We start from the raw sequence: 19,432 nt of genomic DNA, 5'->3' as shown, positions 1-19,432 counted from the left end.
ACGACGCCTGGTTCGGCGTGGTGGCCGGCACCACCCTGGGCATGATGCTGGCCAATGTGCCGGTGGTCTGGCTGGGCGCCCGCGTCACGCGGCTGGTGCCGCTGCGCGTGGTGCACGTCGTGTCGGCGCTCATTTTTGCCGGCCTGGGGCTGGCAGCATTGCTGATCAAGGCTTGATCCGTTGGTGTCTTCCGCAAGCAGGGGCCGCGGATCTGGCTCTGCCAGTCCGCAGGCGCAGCAGCCCCCGAGGGGCTGGAGCCTGCGGCTCCAAAGCTGCTTGAGCAGCTTTGGACAGGCGACAGAGGCGAAGCGTCTCGCGAGCCGCGGCCTGCAAGGCCTCGCGCATTACACGCAGCCGACGGCGTAGTGAAAAGCGTGGGGGTATACTTATTCAGCGCCGATTTGCTCAGCTTGCGGGCGCTTAAAAAGTACCGCTAAAGACGAACATCCATGAACCCGGACTCGCTTTTAGCGATGCCGGGTTTTCTTTTGTTCACTGTTTTCTGTTCGGGCGTTCTGTTTTGTTAGTTGCCACACCACAGTCCATGCATTTCGCCGACGTTTTGCCCTTGCAAAGCGGCGCGTCCATCCGTGCCTACGACCTGAGCTACGAGACCTACGGCACGCTCAATGCCGACCGATCCAACGCCGTGCTGATCTGCCACGCACTGAATGCCTCGCACCATGTGGCCGGCGTCTATCTCGATGCGCAGGGTGCCGTGGTGCCGAAATCCGAAGGCTGGTGGGACACCATGATCGGCCACGGCAAACCGGTGGACACCGATGTGTTTTTTGTCATTGGCGTGAACAACCTGGGCTCCTGCTTCGGATCGACCGGACCGATGCAACGCAACCCCGACAGCGGCGAGATCTACGGCGCCGACTTCCCGGTGGTCACGGTGCAGGACTGGGTGCAGGCCCAGGCGCGCCTGCTCGATGCGCTGGGCATCACCACCCTGGCCGCGGTGATGGGCGGCAGCCTGGGCGGCATGCAGGCGCTGAGCTGGACACTGCAGTACCCCGAGCGCGTGCGCCATGCGGTGGTGGTGGCCAGCGCCCCCAACCTGACCGCCGAAAACATCGCCTTCAACGAAGTGGCGCGGCGCGCCATCGTGACCGACCCGGACTTTCACGGCGGGCACTACGGCCGCCATGGCGTGTTGCCCCAGCGCGGCCTGCGCATCGCCCGCATGATCGGCCACATCACCTACCTGAGTGACGACGTGATGAACGAAAAATTCGGGCGCCAGCTCCGCGAAGTGGCCCTGGGTCACGCCAGCGGCTACAAATTCTCCACTCAGGATGTCGAGTTCCAGATCGAGAGTTACCTGCGTTACCAGGGCGACAAGTTCAGCGAGTATTTTGACGCCAACACCTATTTGCTGATCACGCGGGCCCTCGATTATTTCGATCCGGCCGCAGAACACGGCGGCAAACTTACGCCAGCGCTGGCGCGGGCCCGGGCGAAATTCCTGCTCGTGAGCTTCAAGACCGACTGGCGGTTTTCGCCCGCGCGCAGCCGCGAAATCGTCAAGGCCCTGCTCGACAACCAGCGCGACGTGAGTTACGCCGAGATCGACGCCCCCCACGGACATGATGCCTTTTTGCTCGATGACCCTCGCTATCTGGGCGTGGTGCGCTCCTATTTCGAGAGCAAGGTGGCGCCATGCTGAAAGCTGCACCCCGGCTGTCCGCTGACCAGCGGGTGATTGCCCGCCTCGTGCCGCCCGGCGCGCGCGTGCTTGACCTCGGTTGCGGTGACGGCGCCCTGCTCGACCACCTGATCCGCGAACGCGGCTGCACCGGGTATGGGGTGGAGATTGATGACGCCAACATCCAGGCCTGCGTGGCGCGCGGCGTCAACGTGATCCAGCTCAACCTCGACGAAGGCCTGGCCATGTTCGGCGACGCGAGTTTTGACGTGGTGCTGCAGATCGACACGCTGCAACACCTGCGCAATGCCGAGGTCATGCTGCGCGAGACGGCGCGCGTGGGCCGTACCGGCATCGTGGCCTTTCCCAACTTCGGCCACTGGCCGAACCGCCTCGCGGTGCTGCGCGGCCGCATGCCGGTCACCAAGGTGTTGCCCTACCAGTGGTACGACACACCGAACATCCGGGTCGGCACCCTGCAGGATTTTGCGGCGCTGGCGCTGAAAAATCGCCTGAAGATCCTTGATTCGTTTGGCCTGCAGGATGGGCAGGAAATCCGCTTCTGGCCCAACGCCCGCGCCAGCCGCGCGGTGTTCAAGTTCCAGCACGGTTAGCCGCCCAGGGCGCTGGCGGTGCACCAGGTCCGCGGCGTACCGTACGCGTCGCGGTATGCTCCAGACCATGCAAGGCCACCCGGAAAAAAAACACGCAGCCCCGGCACTGAAGCTGCTCGAACGGCTGTTCGGCCACTGGGTGCACCAGGTGACGCCGGCCACCCTGCGCGCTGACGTGATGGCAGGCCTGCTGGGCGCCGTGCTGGTGTTGCCCCAGGGCATTGCCTTTGCCACACTGGCCGGGCTGCCGCCCGAATACGGCCTGTACACCGCCATCATTCCCTGCATCATTGCCGCGCTGTTCGGATCGAGCTGGCATGTGATGTCGGGGCCGACCAATGCCAACTCGCTGGCGCTGTTTGCCATGCTGTCGCCGCTGGCGCTGGCTTTCAGTCCGGGTTACATCCAGATGGCGCTGGCGGTCACGGTGATGGTGGGCGTCATGCAGTGGCTGATAGGCGCGCTGCGACTCGGCTCGCTGGCCAACTTCATCTCGCCCGCGGCGTTGTTCGGCTTCACTTCGGGGGCGGCGGTGTTGATCGCGGTGTACGCCCTGCCGGATCTGCTGGGGCTGCCGGCGGCGGCGGCGCATGGCGCTGCGGCGGTGCTGGTTCATGTGGTCGCCCTGTTGGGGTCGGCACAGCCGGCGGCGCTCGCCGTGGCCGGCGTGACCGTGGCCGTGACCCTGCTGGTGCGGAGACTGCGCCCCCACTGGCCGTCCATGCTGGTCGGGCTGGTGGCGGCCACGGCGCTGGCCTGGGTCTGGACGAGGTACATCAGCGCGACCCCGCTGCCCTTGCGTACGGTGGGCCAGATCAGCACGCCTTGGCCGAAATTTGCCATCCCCAGCGTCAGCTGGTCGGCGCTGTCCGAACTGCTGGGGCTGGCGTTCGCGCTGACCATTGTGGCGCTGGGTCAGTCGATCTCGATTGCCAAGGCGGTGGCTGCGCGTTCCGGTCAGCGCATCGACGCCAATCGCGAGTTTCGCGGCCAGGGCCTGTCCAACATCATTGGCGGCTTCTTTTCATCCTACGTGTCCTGCGGCTCGCTGAACCGGTCCATGCCGAATCTGGAGGCCGGGGCGCGTTCACCGCTGGCAGCGGTGTTCTCTGCCCTGCTGCTGCTCGGCCTGGTCGCCGTCAGCGCGGCCCTGCTGGCGCAGATCCCCATGGCGGCGCTCGCGGCGCTGCTGGCGCTGGTGGCGATCTCGCTGCTGGACCTCAGCCGCTGGCGACAGCTGTACAGCCTGAGCCGCACCGAATTCGGCGTTGCGCTGGCCACGCTGGTGGCCACCGTCAGCATCCGGCTGGAGATCGCGATCCTGCTCGGCACCCTGCTGTCGCTGATGTCCTTTCTGTACCGCACGTCCAAACCCGCCATGCGCACCATGGGCTTCGACAGCCGGACGCCGGACCGGCAGTTTGTGGTGCTGGCGGATGCTGAACATCCCTTGCCGGAATGCCCGCAGCTAAAACTTTTACGGATGGAAGGCGAAGTCTATTTCGGCGCGACCCAGCATGTGGCCGATACCCTGCACGCCTTGCGCCATGCGCGCCATCCGCAAAAACATCTGCTGGTGATGGGCAAAAGCATGAACTTCATCGACCTGACCGGTGCCCAGCTGTGGGAGGCCGAGCTCAACGCGCGCCGGGCGATGGGCGGCGACCTGTACTTTCACCGACCGCGTCCCGAAGTCATCCAGATGTGGAAGACCACCGGGTTCACACGCCTGCTCGGCCCCGAGCACCAGTTCCCGGACAAGCGCAGCGCGATCGCCACGATTTTCACGCGACTCGATCCGGCCATCTGCCGGTCCTGCACGGCCCGCATTTTTGAGGAATGCCGCAGCGTGCCCGGCCCCGAACCGGCGGAAGGCGACGCTGCCGTCCCTAGGACGCCTTGAAACCCAGGCGCTGCAGCAGGCCAGTGGCGGCAGCCGGTGCCTTTTCCTTGGCACCGCTGATGAAGAACACAAACACGTCCCTGGGTGCAGCCTTGTCTTTCGCGGGCTGCACCCGCGGCAGGTCTGCCGGCTCGCTGCCGCTGGCCCAGCGTTGGGCAGCGGCGGCCCAGGCGTCCAGGGCGTTGGGTGCATAACCGCTCTTGAGCCTGGCGTCGCTGCGCATCAGGCGCGCATACACGAAATCAGACGTCAGGTCGGCAAAGGACGGGAAGTCGGGCGAATCGGTGAACACGGTGGCGCAGTGGTAGTTGTGTGCCAGCTTCAGGTAGTCCGCCGACATGAAGCTGGGGTGGCGCACGTCCAGTACGTGGCGCAAGGGACGGCTGCCCACCGTCTTGGGCAACAGGGACAGAAAGGCCTCGAAGTCGTCAGACTCAAACACCTTGGTCGGCATGAACTGCCAGACGATGGGGCCTAGCTTGTCACCGAGCTCGCTGATGCCGCTGTCCACAAACCGGGTGATCGACTCGTCGGCCTCGGCCAGCACCCGGCGGTTCGTGGTGAAGCGGCTGGCCTTGAGCGAAAACACAAAGTCATCGGGTGTCTCCTCGCGCCATTTGGCAAAGGTCGGCGGCTTGAAGCTGCTGTAGTAGGTACCGTTGACCTCGATGGCGTTGAGCTGGCGGCTGGCATAGCCCAACTCCTGGCTCTGCGGCAGTTTGGCCGGGTAGAAGTTGTCGCGCCAGGGCGCGTAGGTCCAGCCGCCAATGCCGACACGGATACCAGGGGCGGGAGACGACGCTTTTTTCATGACACTCCTTCTGTGGTGAGGTGAGTTGCCGCATGGTTGCAGAAAATGACCCGGGGCGCCACGCACCCCCCAAAGCCCGGCTGGCACGTCGGGGCAGGCGCGGGTACAGTAGGTCTTTCGCACCACTTCCCGGAGTTGCCATGAACGCCCCCCTGCATCGAGAAATTCCCGCTGGCGTGCTGGACGCCGCTCAGGCCCTGTCCCAGGTCAGCGCCCAGTGGGACGGCGACATTGTCAGGCAGATCACCGACTACATCACCATCCCCGCCAAGTCGCCGTCGTTTGATGCCGACTGGGCCGGCCACGGCCACCTGGACACGGTCATGCGCAATGCCGCGGCCTGGGTCGAGGCGCAGAAGGTCGAGGGGCTCAAGCTGGAAATCGTCCGGCTGGAAGGCCGCACGCCCGTGCTGTTTTTTGAGGTGCCTGCCACCAAACCTGGTTCCACCGAAACCGTGTTGATGTACGGCCACCTCGACAAGCAGCCCGAGTTCACCGGCTGGCGCAACGACCTCGGCCCCTGGACGCCCAAGTACGAGGACGGCAAGCTGTTCGGCCGTGGCGGCGCCGACGATGGTTATGCGGTGTATGCCAGCATCGCCGCCATCCAGGCGCTTAAAAGCCAGAAGGTGCCGCACCCGCGCATCGTCGGCCTTGTCGAAACTTGCGAGGAAAGCGGCTCCTACGACCTGCTGCCTTATGTCGATGCCTTGCGCACGCGGCTGGGTGACGTGGGCCTGGTGATTTGCCTGGACTCGGGCGCCGGCAACTACGACCAGCTCTGGCTCACGACTTCGCTGCGCGGCATGGCCAGCGGCGTGCTGAAAGTCGAGATCCTCACCGAAGGTGTGCATTCGGGCGACGCCAGCGGCCTGGTGCCGTCGAGCTTTCGCATCATGCGCCAGGTGCTGGACCGGCTCGAGGACAGCAAGACCGGCCGCCTGCTGCCGCAAAGCTTTCACTGCGAGATTCCGGCCGAACGGCTGGCGCAGGCGAAAGCCACGGCGGCCATCCTCGGCGACCAGATCTACAAACGTTTCCCGTGGGCGCATTACGACTGCGGCGGCGCCACCACTTTTGCCCTGCCGACCACCACCGACCCGGTCGAAGCGCTGCTCAATCGCACCTGGAAACCCACGCTGAGTGTGACCGGCGCCAATGGTTTCCCCGAAATGGGCAACGCCGGCAATGTGCTGCGTCCTTACACCGCCTTCAAGCTGTCGCTGCGCCTGCCGCCGCTGGTCGATGCTGCCGGCGCGGTGCAGGAGCTCAAGACCCTGCTGGAGGACAACGCGCCTTACCAGGCCAAGGTCACTTTTGAAAGCGCCGGCGGTGCCACCGGCTGGAATGCGCCGACCACCTCGCCCTGGTTCGAGCAGGCACTCAACGAAGCCTCGCAGGCGTTTTATGGGGCGCCTTGCGGCACCATCGGCCAGGGCGGCACGATTCCGCTGATGAACATGCTGAGTCAGGGTTTCCCGAAGGCGCAGATGATGGTCTGCGGCGTGCTGGGTCCGAAGAGCAATGCACACGGCCCCAACGAATTCCTGCATGTGCCGTATGCCAAGAAAATCACCGCGGCCGTGGCATCTGTCATCGCCCGCATGCCCTGAGCCGGCCAGCCATGGACCACCCCCTGCTGGCACCGTTCACCGCACGCGACGGCGAAAATCTGGCGCTCTACGAGTGGCCGATGGAGGCCTGGGAAGCCGACAACGCCTTGCCGCCGCGCGCGGTGGTGCTGCTGGTGCACGGCCTTGGCGAACATGCCAACCGCTACGACCATGTGGCGCGCCGTCTGCTGGACTGGGGCTTTGCGGTGCGCGCCTACGACCAGCGCGGTCACGGCGAGTCGGGTGGCGAACGCGGGGGCCTGCCCGGCGAGACCCTGCTGCTGGAGGATTTGGCCGAGGTGGTCGACGACACCCGCCAACGCTCGCTGCGTCTGCCGCGCGCCGACGGTGCGGCGCCTGCGGAGCCCCTGCCGCTGATCCTGCTGGGCCACAGCCTGGGCGGGTTGGTGGCGGGACGTTTCGTGTCGCTCGGCCTGCGTCCGGTCGATGGCCTGGTGATGTCCTCGCCGGCGCTTGATCCCGGGCTCAATGCGATTCAGAAAGTTCTGCTGGCCACCCTGCCGGTGATTGCGCCCAACCTGCGTGTCAACAACGGCCTCAAGCCCGAGTTCATTTCGCATGACCCACAGGTGGTCAGCAAGTACCTGGCCGATCCGCTGGTGCATGCCAAAATTTCAGCGCGGCTGGCCAGGTTCATCGCGACGGCCGGGCCGGCGACGGTGGCTGCCGCAGCCACCTGGACCACACCGACGTTGCTGATGTATGCCGGCGCCGACAGGCTGGTCAATCCGGCCGGCAGCCGCGCTTTTTCCGAGGCTGCTGCGAGCAACGGCGGCGCCACGGTCGTGACCACGCGCTGTTTTGACGAGCTGTACCACGAGATCTTCAACGAGCGGGACGCGGCGCCGGTGTTTGCCAGTTTGAAGGCCTGGCTGGATGCCCGGTTTTAGGTAAAAAAGGCCGTTAGCCCTCGCTCTTTCTGCGCAAACAGCTCCTGATTTTATAGCGCGTCAACCGCTGCGCAAGGCTCGGTTGCGCAATGAGAGCCAGGCCAGCGCAAGCCCCGTCAGCCCCAGCGGCAGCAGCGAGCCCAGGTTCAGCAGCGTCCAGCCCTGCGTCGTGACCAGCACACCGGAGGCCAGCGAGGACAGCGCCAGCACCGCAAACACGCAGAAATTGAGCGCGCCCTGCGCTTTGTCCTTTTCTTCCGGCCGGTAGGCCGTCAGCGCCAGCGTGGTGCTGCCGGTGAACAGGAAGTTCCAGCCCACCCCCAGCAAAAACAGCGCGACCAGGAACTGGTGCAGGTTGACGCCCGACAGCGCCACCAGCACACATCCCACATTGAGCGCCAGCCCCACGCCCATGATGGGCAAGGTGCCGAAACGCTTGATCAGGTGGCCGGTGAAAAAGCCGGGCGCAAACATGCCGATCACATGCCACTCCAGCACCAGCGCCGCGTCGGAAAACGGCAGGCCGCAGACCTGCATGGCGATCGGCGTGGCCGCCATCAGGAGGTTCATCACGCCGTAACCCAGTGCGCCGGCCGCGGCCGCGACGATGAACACCGGCTGGCGCATGATCTGGCCCAGGGGCCGGCCTCCGCTCGAGGCCTGTTTGGGTGGCGGCGGCGGAAACTGCACAAAGGCCAGCAGTCCCATAGCCATCAGGGCCACACCAGCCAGCGCCAGGTAAGCCCCGGCAAAAGGCACGTCGGTCAGGCTGCGGGTGCCTGCCGCGAGGTTGGGGCCGGCAATGGCACCGATCAGGCCGCCGGCCATCACCAGCGAGACGGCTTTTTCGCGAAACGCGGGCAGTGCCAGCTCGGCCGCGGCAAAACGGTAGAGCTGGGCATTGGCGTTGTAATAACCGGCCACCACGGTGGCGGTCACCAGCAGCCAGAAGTTGCGGCTGTACGCCGCATAACAGCACAGCAGCGCCGACAGTACCGCGACCACCAGCCCTAGCTGGAACGAGGTCTTGCGACCGAACCGCTTCTGGGTGCGTGCGACGATGCCGGTCGACAGCGCCCCGCCCACGACATAACCCATCACGGGCAAGGTGGCCATCCATCCCAGCGGTGCCAGGTTCAGACCAACCAGACCGTTGATGGCGATGAAGGTGACGTTGTTGGTGAGAAACAGGCCCTGGCAGACAGCCAGCAGCCAGAGGTTGCGATTCATGGTTCAGGCATCCAGTGTGAGCAGCGCCAGGCTAGCCAGCGGCGCGGTTTCGGCGCGCAGCACGCGCGGACCCAGCGTGACCGGCACAAAACCGCGGGCCAGCGCGGCGTCTTCTTCGGCCGTGCTCAGGCCGCCTTCGGGGCCGCTGAGCAGGGTCACGGGGGTCGTGCGCCCATAGGCAGCGAGGGCTTGCGCCAGAGGCTGTGTGTCGGCGCGCAGCGACAGCAACAACCTCGGTTCGGCCGACGAGGCGGGCGACAGCTCGGCCAGCCAGTCGCTGAGCGTGCCCACCTCATGCACAGGCGGCAGCCGGTTGCGTCCGCACTGTTCGCAGGCCGCGATGGCTATGCCCTGCCAGTGCGCGACTTTTTTGTCGGCGCGTTCACCCTTGAGGCGCAGCACCGATCGCTCGGCCATCAGCGGCGTGATGCTGGCTGCGCCGAGCTCGCTGGCTTTTTCGACCAGCCAGTCCATGCGTTCATTGGCCGGCATGCCCACCGCCAGGTGCACGGCGCGGCGCGTTTCGCGCTCCACGGCGCTGTGGGCGTCGACACGAACCTGCACGTCGCTGCGGCCCATGCGCTCAATCGTCGCCTGGAACTCACCGCCCTGGCTGTTGAACAGCGTGATCACGTCGCCGGGTTGCAGGCGCAGCACCTGCACGTGGCGCGCCGCGCGCTCGGGCAAGGCCAGCGGTTCGCCGGTGCGCAACGGTAGGTCGGCGTAGAAGCGGGCCGTCATGGCCGCCTTTCGGGTGTTTGCATTCTGCTATGAAACATATAGCTGTCCGCGCTTGTATCATAAGGGCTGGAGCCTGATTTGATGCCGAAGAGAAGGCTCAAAACGTGTAGCCTACCCGGGTTTCGTTGCCTTCAATTTCGTCGAGCAAGACCATCAGCGGGCCGAGCTGGCGATAGCGGGCACAGGTGGCGCGTGCGTAAGTGATGAAGCGTGGCGTGTCGGCCAGGTATTTCGGCTTGCCGTCACGCAGGGTCAGGCGTGCAAAAATGCCGAGAATCTTGAGGTGGCGCTGCAGCCCCATCCACTCCACCGCCCGGTAGAACTCGCCGAAATCGTCGCCTACCGGCAGACCGGCCTTGCGCGCCTGCTCCCAGTAACGCACGGTGATCTCGAGCACAAAGTCTTCCGGCCAGCTGATGAAGGCGTCGCGCATCAGGCTGGCGATGTCGTAGGTGATGGGTCCGTAGACGGCGTCCTGGAAGTCGAGCACGCCTAACCGTGGCTCACCGCTTTCCGGAACCATCAGGTTGCGTGGCATGAAGTCGCGGTGCACAAACACGCGCGCGCGCCCCAGCGAATTCAGGTTGCTGTCCTTGATCTGCGCAAACAGGCCATCAAACTTGCTGCGCAGGGTGCTGTCGATGGTGATGCCCCTGTGTTTCTCCACATACCAGTCGGGAAACAGGGCCAGCTCACGCGACAGCAGGGCGTCGTCATAGGGCGGCAGGACATCGGGTTTCGAGGCCAGCTGCCAGCGGACCAGCACGTCAACCGCCTCCCGGTAAAGGCCATAGGCGCGCTCGGCCTTGCCGGCCTCGGGCTGCTGTTCGATCACCTCCAGCATGGTCCGGGCGCCCAGATCGCTCAGCAGCATGAAACCCTGAGCCGGATCCCAGGCCAGCACGCGAGGCGCATGCAGCCCGGCACCCGCCATCAGTTCGGCGACCTTGACAAAAGGCGCGCAGTCCTCCTGCGCGGGCGGGGCGTCCATGATGATGCAGCTGCCGCCATCGGCGGTGCGCACCCGGAAATAGCGGCGGAAACTAGCGTCGGCCGATGCCGGCCGCACGGTGTCTGGCAGCAGGCCATGGGCAGGGGCGTGGGCCTGCAGCCAGGCGGAAAAAGCGGCGGCGCGGGTCGCGTCAGGCCAGACAAGGGGGGATTCGGTCATGCGGTCTTTCGGCCTGCTTCACATGGATACATCAAAAGATCGGGAAAGGGTTGGGTGGGCATAGGATAATCGGGCCAGCTTTCACAAACGGGTTTATCTCATACTTCCGATGCATCGCGCATCCCGCTCGCGTTTTATTCATTCTCCGGTAGCGCATGCCGTCCTCAGTCTGGTGTCCTGCACCATGCTGGGCCTTGGGCATGGTGGGGCGGCTTATGCCCAAAGCCCCGCGACGACCCCCGGGCCGGCGCAGGAACTGCCGGGGGTTCAAACCAGTGACGGAGCACCCGTGCTGCTCCGAAGCTCGTCCATGCTGGCGGAGCAGCCGCCTGGCGGCCCCGGCATCGAACTGCCAACCTTTGTTTTTGGCAACCGTGTGTCGGGCCGTCCGGATCTCGAGACCGTGGTTGATGGGGAGGCCGAGTTGCGCCGTGGAGGCTCGGCGATACGCGCTGACCGGATCGAGTACGACCAGCCGACCGATGTTGTCAAAGCCCGGGGCAATGTGCGTGTCAACAGCTCTGGCAACCTGTACAACGGACCGGAACTGGAAATCAAGCTCGATACCTTCGAGGGTTTTTTCCTGACGCCGGACTACCGGTTTTTGCAGAACGACGGTTACGGCACAGCCGACCGTATCGATTTTCTGGACGACAAGCGCCTGGTGGCGCAAAACGCCACCTTCACCACCTGCCAGCGCGGTGAGGGCCCGAGCTGGATGCCCGCATGGATTGTCAAGGCGACCACACTCAAGCTCGACCGGGACGCGGACGTGGGTGAGGCGTCCGGCGGTGTCTTGCGCTTCATGAATGTGCCGATTCTGGCGGCGCCCACCTTCAGCTTTCCGCTCAGCGACAAGCGCAAATCCGGCTTGATGCCGCCGACGCTGGCGATTGACAGTCTCAGTGGAACGGCTGCGACCGTGCCCTATTATTTTGACATTGCGCCCAATCGCGATGCCACCTTTTCTCCGACCATCATGAGCAAGCGCGGGGTGGACCTGGCTGGCGAGTTTCGTTATCTGGAGCCCGGGTACAAGGGTGAATTGCGCGCCAGCTTGCTGCCCAATGACCAGCTGCGCAACAGCAACCGCTGGTCCTACAACTACCTGCATACGGGTGGATTCAACACGGGCATACCGGCCATTGGGGGGGTAGGCGTCAACCTCAACCTGAACCGGGTGAGCGACGACAATTACTGGCGCGATTTTTCAGGGTTTGGTAGTGCGGGTGCAAGTACCTTGCTGACCCAGCGGCTGCTGCCCAGCGACGCCAGCCTTAGCTGGGGTCGCGGGTATTTTTCGAGCACGCTTCGTACGCTCAAGTGGCAAACGCTGCAGGATGTGAACTCGCCCATCGTGCCGCCTTATGACCGCATGCCGCAGCTTACTGCGGCATACACCCGGGTCAATGTGCCGGTGGGCGGTGTGGGCGGCCTCGATTATTCCATCAGCACGGACTACACCCGTTTTGAGTCGGACCGGCGGTTGACCGGGCAGCCCAACGCCAGCCGGGCGTTTGCACTTGCGCAGGTGAGCCGGCCCTGGATCCGGCCCGGGGGTTACATCACGCCCAAGCTGATGCTCAATGCCACCACTTACCAGTTTGATGGTCCATTGGTTAACGGGGCACGCTCGGCTTCGCGCACGGTGCCGACCTTCAGCCTGGACAGCGGACTGACGTTCGAGCGGGAGACCAGTTATTTCGGACAGGCCTATACACAAACGCTGGAGCCCCGGGCGTTTTATGTGAATACGCCCTATCGCGACCAGAGCAAGCTGCCCAACTACGACTCGGGCGCCAACGATTTCAACTTCGCGACGGTGTTCACCGAAAACGCCTTTGTTGGCAATGATCGCGTTTCAGACGCCAACCTGCTGACGCTCGGTCTCACCTCGCGCCTGCTGGACCCCGATACCGGTGCCGAGGCCTTGCGTTTGGGCGTGGCCCAGCGTCTGCGGTTCAAGGATCAGCTGGTCACCTTGCCCGGGGGCGTACCGGTGAAGGATCGTTTCAGCGATCTGTTGTTTGGTGGCTCAGTGAACCTGACGAAAACCTGGTCGCTGGACAGCACGGTCCAGTACAACCCGAAAACCAATATTTCAGAGCGGTCGACCGTGGGCGCCCGTTACAACCCCGGCAACTACCGCGTGATCAGTGCAGCTTACCGCCGCCAGCGCAATGTCAGCGAGCAGTTCGATGTGGGCTGGCAATGGCCGATCAATGATTTGTGGGGCGACAAGGGCAAGGACCTGGGTCCCGGTCGTGGCCAGGGTGCCGGGCGCTGGTACAGCGTCGGTCGTCTGAACTACAGTGTGCCCGACAAGAAATTTGTGGACATGGTGCTGGGCATCGAGTATGACGGCTGCTGCTGGATCGGTCGTGTTGTGCTGGAGCGGACCCAACTGGGGCAGGTTCTGGCAGGAAGCTCATCCAACAACACGCGTATCCTGTTCCAGCTGGAATTCGTCGGTTTCTCGCGCATCGGCTCCAATCCCCTGAAAACCCTCAAAGCCAACATCCCGCGTTACCAATACCTGCGTGAGCAGAGCACGACACCCAGCCGTTTTACCAACTATGACTAAATCCAGTTTCCTCCCCCGTCCTGGCTTTCGCGTCGCCGCGCTGGCGCTGGTGCTTGGCTTGCCCGCCCTGTCCGCGCAGGCTCAGCTCTTGAGGCCGCCCGGCCAGCTGCGGGTGCCGGGTGTGGGCACTTTGGGAACGGGGGCGGGTGTGCAACGGCAGGCCGACTTCATCGTGGCTGTCGTCAATTCCGAGCCCATTACCAACAATGAGGTACGCGCGCGCATGCTTCGCACCGAGCAGCAAATGGCACAGCAAGGCACGGCGTTACCACCCAAAAACGAACTGGCACGGCTGCTGCTCGAACGCATCATCGTGGAGCGCACGCAGCTGCAGCTGGCCAGGGAAATGGGGGTGCAAGTCAGCGAGTCCATGGTGGACGAGGCAGTGCTCAACGTTGCCCGGCAAAACCGGGTGTCCATGGATGAGTTGCGCCAGCGCTTGACTGCCCAGGGGCTGGTCTTTGCCCAGTTTCGCGCGGATCTTCGCAACGAAATCCTGCTCACCCGGATCCGGGAGCGCGAACTTGAATCCCAGGCCAAGGTCAGCGACCAGGAGGTGGAACAGTTCATCCGCGAGCAGGAAGCCGGGAGCGACCCCGCCGCGCAGGAGCTCAACCTCGCGCAGATCCTGGTGGTCGTTCCCGAAAACGCCACCCCGGCCCAGGTCGCCAGTCTCCAGGCCAGGGCACAACTGGCAGCAGAGCGCGCGCGCAGCGGGACGGACTTCACCGCGCTGGTGGGGGAATTTTCAACCGCACCGGAGCGCAGCGCCGACGGCCAGATGGGCTTGCGCCCTGCAGACCGCTACCCTGAGCTTTTTGTCGACACCACGAAAAATGTACCGGTAGGGGGTATCGCCGGGCCGGTGCGCAGTGGCGCCGGTTTTCACGTGCTCAAGGTGCTGGAGCGAAAACGCGCCGGCATGCCGGGTGCCACGGTGCTGGAAACCCACGCCCGTCATATCCTGCTGCGTCCCACGGCCCAGCTCGGTGAGGCAGCCGCCGTCGCGCGGCTGGCAGATTTCCAGAAGCGCATTGCCGCCGGACAGGCCGACTTTGCCGCGCTGGCCCGCGAGAACAGCCAGGACGCCTCGGCCAAGGACGGCGGTGACCTCGGCTGGGCCGGCCCCGGTCAGTTTGTGCCCGAGTTCGAGGAGCGCATGAACAGCTTGGCGCCCGGCCAGGTCGGTGATCCTGTCGTGTCGCGTTTTGGCGTTCACCTGATCCAGGTGCTGGAGCGGCGCAATACCAAGCTCTCGACGCGTGAGCAGCGCGAAATCGTGCGTGCCTCGCTGCGCGAGAAGAAGTTTGAAGAGGCCTACAGTGCCTGGGCGCAGGAAGTGCGCGGCCGCGCCTATGTTGAATACCGGGATCCGCCTCAGTAATGACGCCCCCACGCTCGCTCACTGCGTGTAGCTCGCTGCCCCCCGGGGGGGCGCCCCGCCTGCGGCCCGGCAAAGCCGGTTCCGCGGCTTGGACGGGCATTTCGGGGTCCGTATCACGCGGAAATCGCGTGCGTGGTCTGGCGCGGTGAAACATATCCCGCGCAAACGCTTCGGCCAGCACTTCCTGACCGACCGCACCATCATCGATGACATCGTGCAGGCGATTGCACCCCAGCCTGGTCAGGCCATGGTGGAAATCGGCCCTGGTCTGGCAGCCTTGACCCAACCGCTGGCCGAACGCCTCGGGCACTTGACGGTGATCGAGCTGGACCGCGATCTGGCCCGGCAGCTGCGCACGCATCCACAACTGACGGTGGTCGAATCCGATGTGCTGAGGGTGGATTTCGGGCAGCTGGCGCAGCAGATGCAGGCTGACACCTCTTCCCGCGGAGGCACCGCCGTCGAAGCGTCAGGAGGAAAGAGCGGCAAGCTCAGGGTGGTGGGCAACCTGCCTTACAACATTTCCACGCCCATCCTGTTTCACCTGCTCGATGCGGTGGCGGTCATCGAAGACCAGCATTTCATGCTGCAGAAAGAGGTGATCGACCGCATGGTGGCGCGTCCCGCGACCAGCGACTACGGGCGACTCAGTGTGATGTTGCAGTGGCGTTACGCGATGGAGAACGTGTTGTTTGTGCCACCGCAGAGTTTTGATCCACCGCCGCGCGTGGACAGCGCGGTGGTTCGCATGGTGCCCCGGGCCATCCCGGAACATGTGGATGTCAAGTTGTTGAGCGAGGTGGTGCGTGTGGCTTTCAGCCAGCGCCGCAAGCTGCTGCGCCACTCTCTGGGCCGGTGGCTGGAGCAGCGGCCGTACAGCCTGCCTTTCGATGTGCAGCGGCGCGCCGAGGAAGTACCGGTGGTTGAGTACGTGGCACTGGCTCAGGCGCTGGAAAGCGGACCCGCGGCCTGAGTCGCTTGTCGGGCCGCAACGGTTGCTCCTTAATTTATGGCGACCTGGGCTCGTTCAGCGTCCCCGCTGGCCACCAGTTCCCCTGTCACCTGTGACTGCCGACCCGGAGCGGGTCGCCATGAAAAAAGCCCGTTGAACAACGGGCTTTTCTTGCAGCATGTTTGCAAGTGTCAGGCAGCGGCCAACCAGTAACCCGCGTTGAACGGGCTGCTCATGCGTAACGCCAGAGGCGACACATCTAGCAGTTTGTCGGTTGGCATCGGCTCTTCACCGTCTGCAGTGTTTGCTTGCTGGGCCTCATTCGCCCGATCCCCTTGGCCAATGTCTGGGGAGCGGGCTACAGAAAAGAATAGAAACATCTGAACGGGATTTTTCGATCCGCCCAGTAGTCCGCAGCATCCCTGAAGATATCCAGCAGCTGTTCGCGCGCTTCCTTGTCAAATTTTGCATTTGCAGGGATCTGCTCCAGCAGGACAATGAAGCCGGGCTGCGGTCCGGACTTGTGAACCAGGTCCGTCATGCAGTCGTAAAGCGCATCAAAGTTCTTGCCAAAATGCGCCGGGAATGTGTACTGTGCCGCGATCATGTCCAGCACATCCTGCTTGCTCTGGGCGTTGCCCAGGTTGGCGTAGAGGAAGTGGTGGCCAAGCTGAGTGGCAGCATCCTGCAAGTCCTGCACGCGGAAGGCGCGTATGGATTGCACGATATTGGGTCTAACAGTACGAAGTGGTGTTTCCATCTCCGCGTCTCTTTCTTAAGTCAATAGTTCTAAGTTGACGATCACTGTTGAACCTTATTGTGCGATTCTGCGAAAACTCGCGTAGTGATCATCGGTGTAATAACAAGCATCGGGCGTGGTGGGTACAAAACCACCACAAACGATGCGCCGTGCGCCCCGACTGCGCTCACCTGGGGTTCTGACGGTGTATTCGCGGTAGTAACCGCGAGTTTTGGCGGGAAGTATTCTTTCCCGATTCCCAAACACCGAACCGTCCTTGTCGTACCTGAACGGGCCCCCCTGATAAATCAAGCGGACCATGTGGCGCCCCTGCTCGGGCAAGGCGGCGACCGAAATCGAGCTGACTTCGGCCCCGGGGACTGGCGCTTTGGCCTCCACGCCGGACGGGCTGAACCCCGTGCTCAAAGCAATCAGAACGACTGCTGCGGCTAGCCGCCAACCGGCCCCACTTTCTCGCAACATGGAAAATCCGTTTTTCTTGAACCAGCGCCAACCGTCGTATATTTTTGGCGGTTGCCCGGGTTAACCCTTAAATTTCAAGAGGTAGAGTTTGACGCATCCCGCAGAAAAACGCAAGGGCCTGCCCAAGATTCAGGCAGTCTGGCGCCCCGTTTGCGGACGCCATAAGTTAGTACTAGCTGTCTAAAAAGTACCTATCGGGATGCGTTGGCGTCTGCCACGGTCAAGGCTGTCATGTTGACAATCCGGCGCACAGTCGTGCTGGCGGTCAGGATGTGCATGGGTTTGGCGGCACCAAGCAGAACCGGGCCAATGGCGATGTTGCCGCCCGCTGCTGTCTTGAGGAGGTTGTACGCAATGTTGGCTGCATCGATGTTGGGCAGGACCAGCAAATTGGCTTCACCGGACAGGGTGCTGTTGGGCATGACCGCCGCGCGCGCCGCAGCGTCCAGCGCCACGTCACCGTGCATTTCGCCGTCGACTTCCAGCCACGGGGCTTCGTCGCGCAGCAATTGCAGCGTGTGGCGCATTTTCAGGGCACTCGGTAGATTGGACGAGCCAAAATTTGAGTGCGACAGCAGCGCGGCCTTGGGCTTGATGCCAAAACGCATCATTTCCTCTGCCGCCAGTGTCGTGATCTCGGCCAACTGTTCGGCCGTGGGGTCGTAGTTCACATGGGTGTCGACAAGAAACACCTGGCGGTCCGGCAGCATCAGGCCATTCATGCAGGCGTAGGTGCAGACGCCCGGGCGCTTGCCGATCACCTGGTCCAGATAGTTCAGGTGGTGGGCGGTGGTACCCCAGGTGCCGCAGATCAGACCGTCCACATCTCCCTTGTGCAGCAGCATGCCCGCAATCAGCGTCAGACGGCGGCGCATCTCGATCTTGGCCATCTGCACCGTCACGCCCTGGCGCTCCATGATGCGATGGTAGGTCTGCCAGAAGTCGCGGTAGCGGTGGTCCTGCTCGACGTTGACCACGTCGTAGTCGAGCTCTTCCCTGAGCCGCAGACCGAATTTTTCGATGCGCTGGGCAATGATGGCGGGCCGGCCTATCAGCGTTGGCCGTGCCAGGCCCTCATCCACGACGATCTGGCAGGCCCTCAGCACGCGTTCTTCCTCTCCCTCGGCATAGGCAACGCGTTTTCTGACGGCTTTCTTGGCGGCGGCAAAAATCGGCTTCATGGTTGTGCCCGAGGCGTAGACGAAGCTCTGGAGCTTCTCTCTGTAAGCGTCCATGTCGGTGATCGGACGCAGCGCCACGCCGCTGTCGGCCGCTGCCTGCGCCACGGCGGGCGCGATTTTCATCATCAGGCGCGGGTCAAATGGCTTGGGTATCAGGTATTCCGGCCCGAAGGCAAGTTGCTCGCCGGTGTAGGCCGCTGCCACCACCTCGCTCTGTTCGGCCTGCGCCAGCTCGGCAATGGCATGCACGGCGGCAATTTCCATCTCGACCGTGATGGTAGAAGCGCCGGCGTCCAGCGCGCCGCGGAAGATATAGGGGAAACACAGGACGTTGTTGACCTGGTTCGGGTAGTCGGTGCGGCCAGTGGCCATGATGGCGTCATCGCGTACCGATTTGACGTCTTCAGGCGTAATTTCGGGGTTGGGATTGGCCAGCGCAAAAATGATGGGCCTGGCGGCCATTTTGCGGACCATGTCCTTTTTGAGCACACCGCCCGCCGACAGGCCCAGGAAGATGTCTGCACCTTCAATGATCTCGCCCAGAGTCCGCGCCGGGGTTTTCTGCGCAAACTGGATCTTGTCTTCGTCCATCAGCTCAGTGCGTCCTTCGTAGACCACACCGGCCAGATCCGTCACAAAAATGTTGCTGCGCGGAATGCCCAGCTTGAGCAGCAGTCCGAGGCAAGCCAGGGCCGCTGCACCCGCGCCCGAGGTCACCAGCTTGACCTGCGTCGGGAGCTTTCCGACCACCTTCAGGGCGTTCAGGATCGCGGCACCGACTGTGATGGCGGTGCCATGCTGGTCATCGTGGAACACCGGGATTTTCATGCGCTTGCGCAGTTCCCGCTCGATGTAAAAACAGTCCGGCGCCTTGATGTCCTCGAGGTTGATCGCGCCAAAGGTGGGCTCCAGCGAGGCAATAATGTCGACCAGCTTTGCAGGGTCCTTTTCGTCGATTTCGATGTCGAAAACGTCAATGCCTGCGAACTTCTTGAACAGCACGCCCTTGCCTTCCATCACCGGTTTGGAGGCAAGCGGGCCAATGTCGCCGAGACCCAGCACGGCCGTGCCGTTGGTTACGACCGCGACCAGGTTGCCGCGGCTGGTGTATTTGAAGGCTGCATTCGGGTCCTTGACGATTTCCTCGCAGGGGGCCGCGACGCCGGGCGAGTAGGCCAGCGCCAGATCGCGCTGGTTAACCAGCTGCTTGGTGGCCGCAATCGCGATCTTGCCGGGCGTCGGAAACTCGTGGTACTCCAACGCGGCGCGGCGCAGTTCGTCGCGCTTTTCCTGGCTGTCGGGGGTGGCTGGCACTGCGGGCATGAAATTGTCTCCTGAGCGGCGGCCCCGGCAGGGCCGTCAATTTTTTGTAAGGTCTGCGATTGTAGGTCGTCCAAGGGGAAAACCCTAGTACGTGGATCTACGCAACCCGGTGGAGCGCTTTTGACTTTTTCACATAAATCA

At 63.6% G+C, this 19,432-nt stretch carries 16 protein-coding genes; 9 read left to right on the top strand and 7 right to left on the bottom strand.

The window, feature by feature from the left end; all coding sequences use genetic code 11:
• From PSV33_RS00470 to PSV33_RS00455, 4 genes are all read left to right on the top strand, one after another.
• Positions 1 to 176: TMEM165/GDT1 family protein (locus PSV33_RS00470; RefSeq protein ID WP_300557474.1), on the top strand; the 176-nt coding region annotated here is incomplete at its 5' end.
• Positions 177 to 502: 326 nt separating this feature from the next.
• On the top strand, positions 503 to 1,672 hold the full coding sequence (locus tag PSV33_RS00465; RefSeq protein ID WP_300557472.1) for a homoserine O-acetyltransferase: 1,170 nt from the start codon (positions 503 to 505) through the stop codon (positions 1,670 to 1,672).
• Positions 1,666 to 2,265 (top strand): methionine biosynthesis protein MetW, encoded by a 600-nt coding sequence (metW, locus tag PSV33_RS00460; RefSeq protein ID WP_300557466.1) that lies wholly within the window; start codon positions 1,666 to 1,668, stop codon positions 2,263 to 2,265. Before PSV33_RS00465 ends, metW begins: the two co-directional genes overlap by 7 nt.
• Before the next feature lie 67 nt (positions 2,266 to 2,332).
• Complete coding sequence (locus PSV33_RS00455) at positions 2,333 to 4,168, top strand: SulP family inorganic anion transporter (RefSeq protein ID WP_300557464.1); 1,836 nt, start codon at positions 2,333 to 2,335, stop codon at positions 4,166 to 4,168.
• Here PSV33_RS00455 and PSV33_RS00450 read toward each other — a convergent pair.
• On the bottom strand, positions 4,155 to 4,979 hold the full coding sequence (locus tag PSV33_RS00450) for a DUF72 domain-containing protein (RefSeq protein ID WP_300557462.1): 825 nt from the start codon (positions 4,977 to 4,979) through the stop codon (positions 4,155 to 4,157). The genes PSV33_RS00455 and PSV33_RS00450 overlap by 14 nt on opposite strands.
• Before the next feature lie 140 nt (positions 4,980 to 5,119).
• Here PSV33_RS00450 and PSV33_RS00445 point away from each other — a divergent pair, with 140 nt between their 5' ends.
• A complete protein-coding gene (locus tag PSV33_RS00445) occupies positions 5,120 to 6,592 on the top strand; it encodes a M20 family metallopeptidase (RefSeq protein ID WP_300557460.1) in 1,473 nt (490 codons plus the stop codon).
• An 11-nt stretch (positions 6,593 to 6,603) separates the two neighbouring features.
• Positions 6,604 to 7,503 carry an alpha/beta hydrolase gene (locus PSV33_RS00440; RefSeq protein ID WP_300557458.1) on the top strand — a complete coding sequence of 300 codons (900 nt, stop codon included), beginning with the start codon at positions 6,604 to 6,606 and terminating at the stop codon, positions 7,501 to 7,503.
• A 60-nt stretch (positions 7,504 to 7,563) separates the two neighbouring features.
• Here PSV33_RS00440 and PSV33_RS00435 read toward each other — a convergent pair whose 3' ends face one another.
• The 3 genes from PSV33_RS00435 to PSV33_RS00425 all read right to left on the bottom strand — a co-directional run bounded on the left by PSV33_RS00435 (position 7,564) and on the right by PSV33_RS00425 (position 10,645).
• Positions 7,564 to 8,733, bottom strand: coding sequence for an MFS transporter (locus PSV33_RS00435; RefSeq protein ID WP_300557456.1), 1,170 nt, complete (start codon positions 8,731 to 8,733; stop codon positions 7,564 to 7,566).
• 3 nt (positions 8,734 to 8,736) lie between these two features.
• Positions 8,737 to 9,474 carry a 16S rRNA (uracil(1498)-N(3))-methyltransferase gene (locus PSV33_RS00430; protein WP_300557454.1) on the bottom strand — a complete coding sequence of 246 codons (738 nt, stop codon included), beginning with the start codon at positions 9,472 to 9,474 and terminating at the stop codon, positions 8,737 to 8,739.
• 97 nt (positions 9,475 to 9,571) lie between these two features.
• Positions 9,572 to 10,645: a phosphotransferase gene (locus PSV33_RS00425; protein ID WP_300557452.1), complete on the bottom strand. Its 1,074-nt coding sequence runs from the start codon at positions 10,643 to 10,645 to the stop codon at positions 9,572 to 9,574.
• Between the two features lie 109 nt (positions 10,646 to 10,754).
• On the opposite strand from PSV33_RS00425, the gene PSV33_RS00420 reads away from it, so the two are divergent.
• The 3 genes from PSV33_RS00420 to rsmA all read left to right on the top strand — a co-directional run bounded on the left by PSV33_RS00420 (position 10,755) and on the right by rsmA (position 15,586).
• Positions 10,755 to 13,229 carry an LPS-assembly protein LptD gene (locus PSV33_RS00420; RefSeq protein WP_300557450.1) on the top strand — a complete coding sequence of 825 codons (2,475 nt, stop codon included), beginning with the start codon at positions 10,755 to 10,757 and terminating at the stop codon, positions 13,227 to 13,229.
• The gene (locus tag PSV33_RS00415) at positions 13,222 to 14,613 is read left to right on the top strand and encodes a peptidylprolyl isomerase (protein WP_300557448.1); all 1,392 of its coding nucleotides are present in this window, start codon (positions 13,222 to 13,224) and stop codon (positions 14,611 to 14,613) included. The genes PSV33_RS00420 and PSV33_RS00415 overlap by 8 nt, the downstream gene beginning before the upstream one ends.
• Positions 14,614 to 14,758: 145 nt before the next feature.
• Positions 14,759 to 15,586: a 16S rRNA (adenine(1518)-N(6)/adenine(1519)-N(6))-dimethyltransferase RsmA gene (gene rsmA, locus PSV33_RS00410; RefSeq protein WP_300557446.1), complete on the top strand. Its 828-nt coding sequence runs from the start codon at positions 14,759 to 14,761 to the stop codon at positions 15,584 to 15,586.
• 337 nt (positions 15,587 to 15,923) lie between these two features.
• Here rsmA and PSV33_RS00405 read toward each other — a convergent pair whose 3' ends face one another.
• The 3 genes from PSV33_RS00405 to PSV33_RS00395 all read right to left on the bottom strand — a co-directional run bounded on the left by PSV33_RS00405 (position 15,924) and on the right by PSV33_RS00395 (position 19,291).
• Complete coding sequence (locus PSV33_RS00405) at positions 15,924 to 16,325, bottom strand: barstar family protein (RefSeq protein WP_096696873.1); 402 nt, start codon at positions 16,323 to 16,325, stop codon at positions 15,924 to 15,926.
• A 54-nt stretch (positions 16,326 to 16,379) separates the two neighbouring features.
• Complete coding sequence (locus PSV33_RS00400) at positions 16,380 to 16,787, bottom strand: ribonuclease domain-containing protein (protein WP_300557444.1); 408 nt, start codon at positions 16,785 to 16,787, stop codon at positions 16,380 to 16,382.
• A 191-nt stretch (positions 16,788 to 16,978) separates the two neighbouring features.
• The gene (locus tag PSV33_RS00395; RefSeq protein WP_300557442.1) at positions 16,979 to 19,291 is read right to left on the bottom strand and encodes an NADP-dependent malic enzyme; all 2,313 of its coding nucleotides are present in this window, start codon (positions 19,289 to 19,291) and stop codon (positions 16,979 to 16,981) included.
• Between the last annotated feature and the right edge of the window lie 141 nt (positions 19,292 to 19,432).

The sequence above is a fragment of the Polaromonas sp. genome (genome assembly GCF_029945895.1).
Taxonomy (GTDB): Bacteria; Pseudomonadota; Gammaproteobacteria; order Burkholderiales; family Burkholderiaceae_C; genus Polaromonas.
Note: the sequence above shows the minus strand (reverse complement) of the source record. Positions and strands in the feature narration are given on the sequence as shown.

Excerpts from the sequence above, each read along its gene's own strand:
- PSV33_RS00435 (WP_300557456.1), bottom strand. The coding sequence starts at position 8,733 with ATGAATCGCAACCTCTGGCTGCTGGCTGTCTGCCAGGGCCTGTTTCTC.
- PSV33_RS00405 (WP_096696873.1), bottom strand. The coding sequence starts at position 16,325 with ATGGAAACACCACTTCGTACTGTTAGACCCAATATCGTGCAATCCATA.
- PSV33_RS00420 (WP_300557450.1), top strand. The coding sequence starts at position 10,755 with ATGCATCGCGCATCCCGCTCGCGTTTTATTCATTCTCCGGTAGCGCAT.
- PSV33_RS00450 (WP_300557462.1), bottom strand. The coding sequence starts at position 4,979 with ATGAAAAAAGCGTCGTCTCCCGCCCCTGGTATCCGTGTCGGCATTGGC.
- PSV33_RS00425 (WP_300557452.1), bottom strand. The coding sequence starts at position 10,645 with ATGACCGAATCCCCCCTTGTCTGGCCTGACGCGACCCGCGCCGCCGCT.
- PSV33_RS00430 (WP_300557454.1), bottom strand. The coding sequence starts at position 9,474 with ATGACGGCCCGCTTCTACGCCGACCTACCGTTGCGCACCGGCGAACCG.
- PSV33_RS00440 (WP_300557458.1), top strand. The coding sequence starts at position 6,604 with ATGGACCACCCCCTGCTGGCACCGTTCACCGCACGCGACGGCGAAAAT.
- PSV33_RS00400 (WP_300557444.1), bottom strand. The coding sequence starts at position 16,787 with ATGTTGCGAGAAAGTGGGGCCGGTTGGCGGCTAGCCGCAGCAGTCGTT.
- PSV33_RS00445 (WP_300557460.1), top strand. The coding sequence starts at position 5,120 with ATGAACGCCCCCCTGCATCGAGAAATTCCCGCTGGCGTGCTGGACGCC.
- PSV33_RS00395 (WP_300557442.1), bottom strand. The coding sequence starts at position 19,291 with ATGCCCGCAGTGCCAGCCACCCCCGACAGCCAGGAAAAGCGCGACGAA.
- PSV33_RS00455 (WP_300557464.1), top strand. The coding sequence starts at position 2,333 with ATGCAAGGCCACCCGGAAAAAAAACACGCAGCCCCGGCACTGAAGCTG.
- metW (WP_300557466.1), top strand. The coding sequence starts at position 1,666 with ATGCTGAAAGCTGCACCCCGGCTGTCCGCTGACCAGCGGGTGATTGCC.
- PSV33_RS00415 (WP_300557448.1), top strand. The coding sequence starts at position 13,222 with ATGACTAAATCCAGTTTCCTCCCCCGTCCTGGCTTTCGCGTCGCCGCG.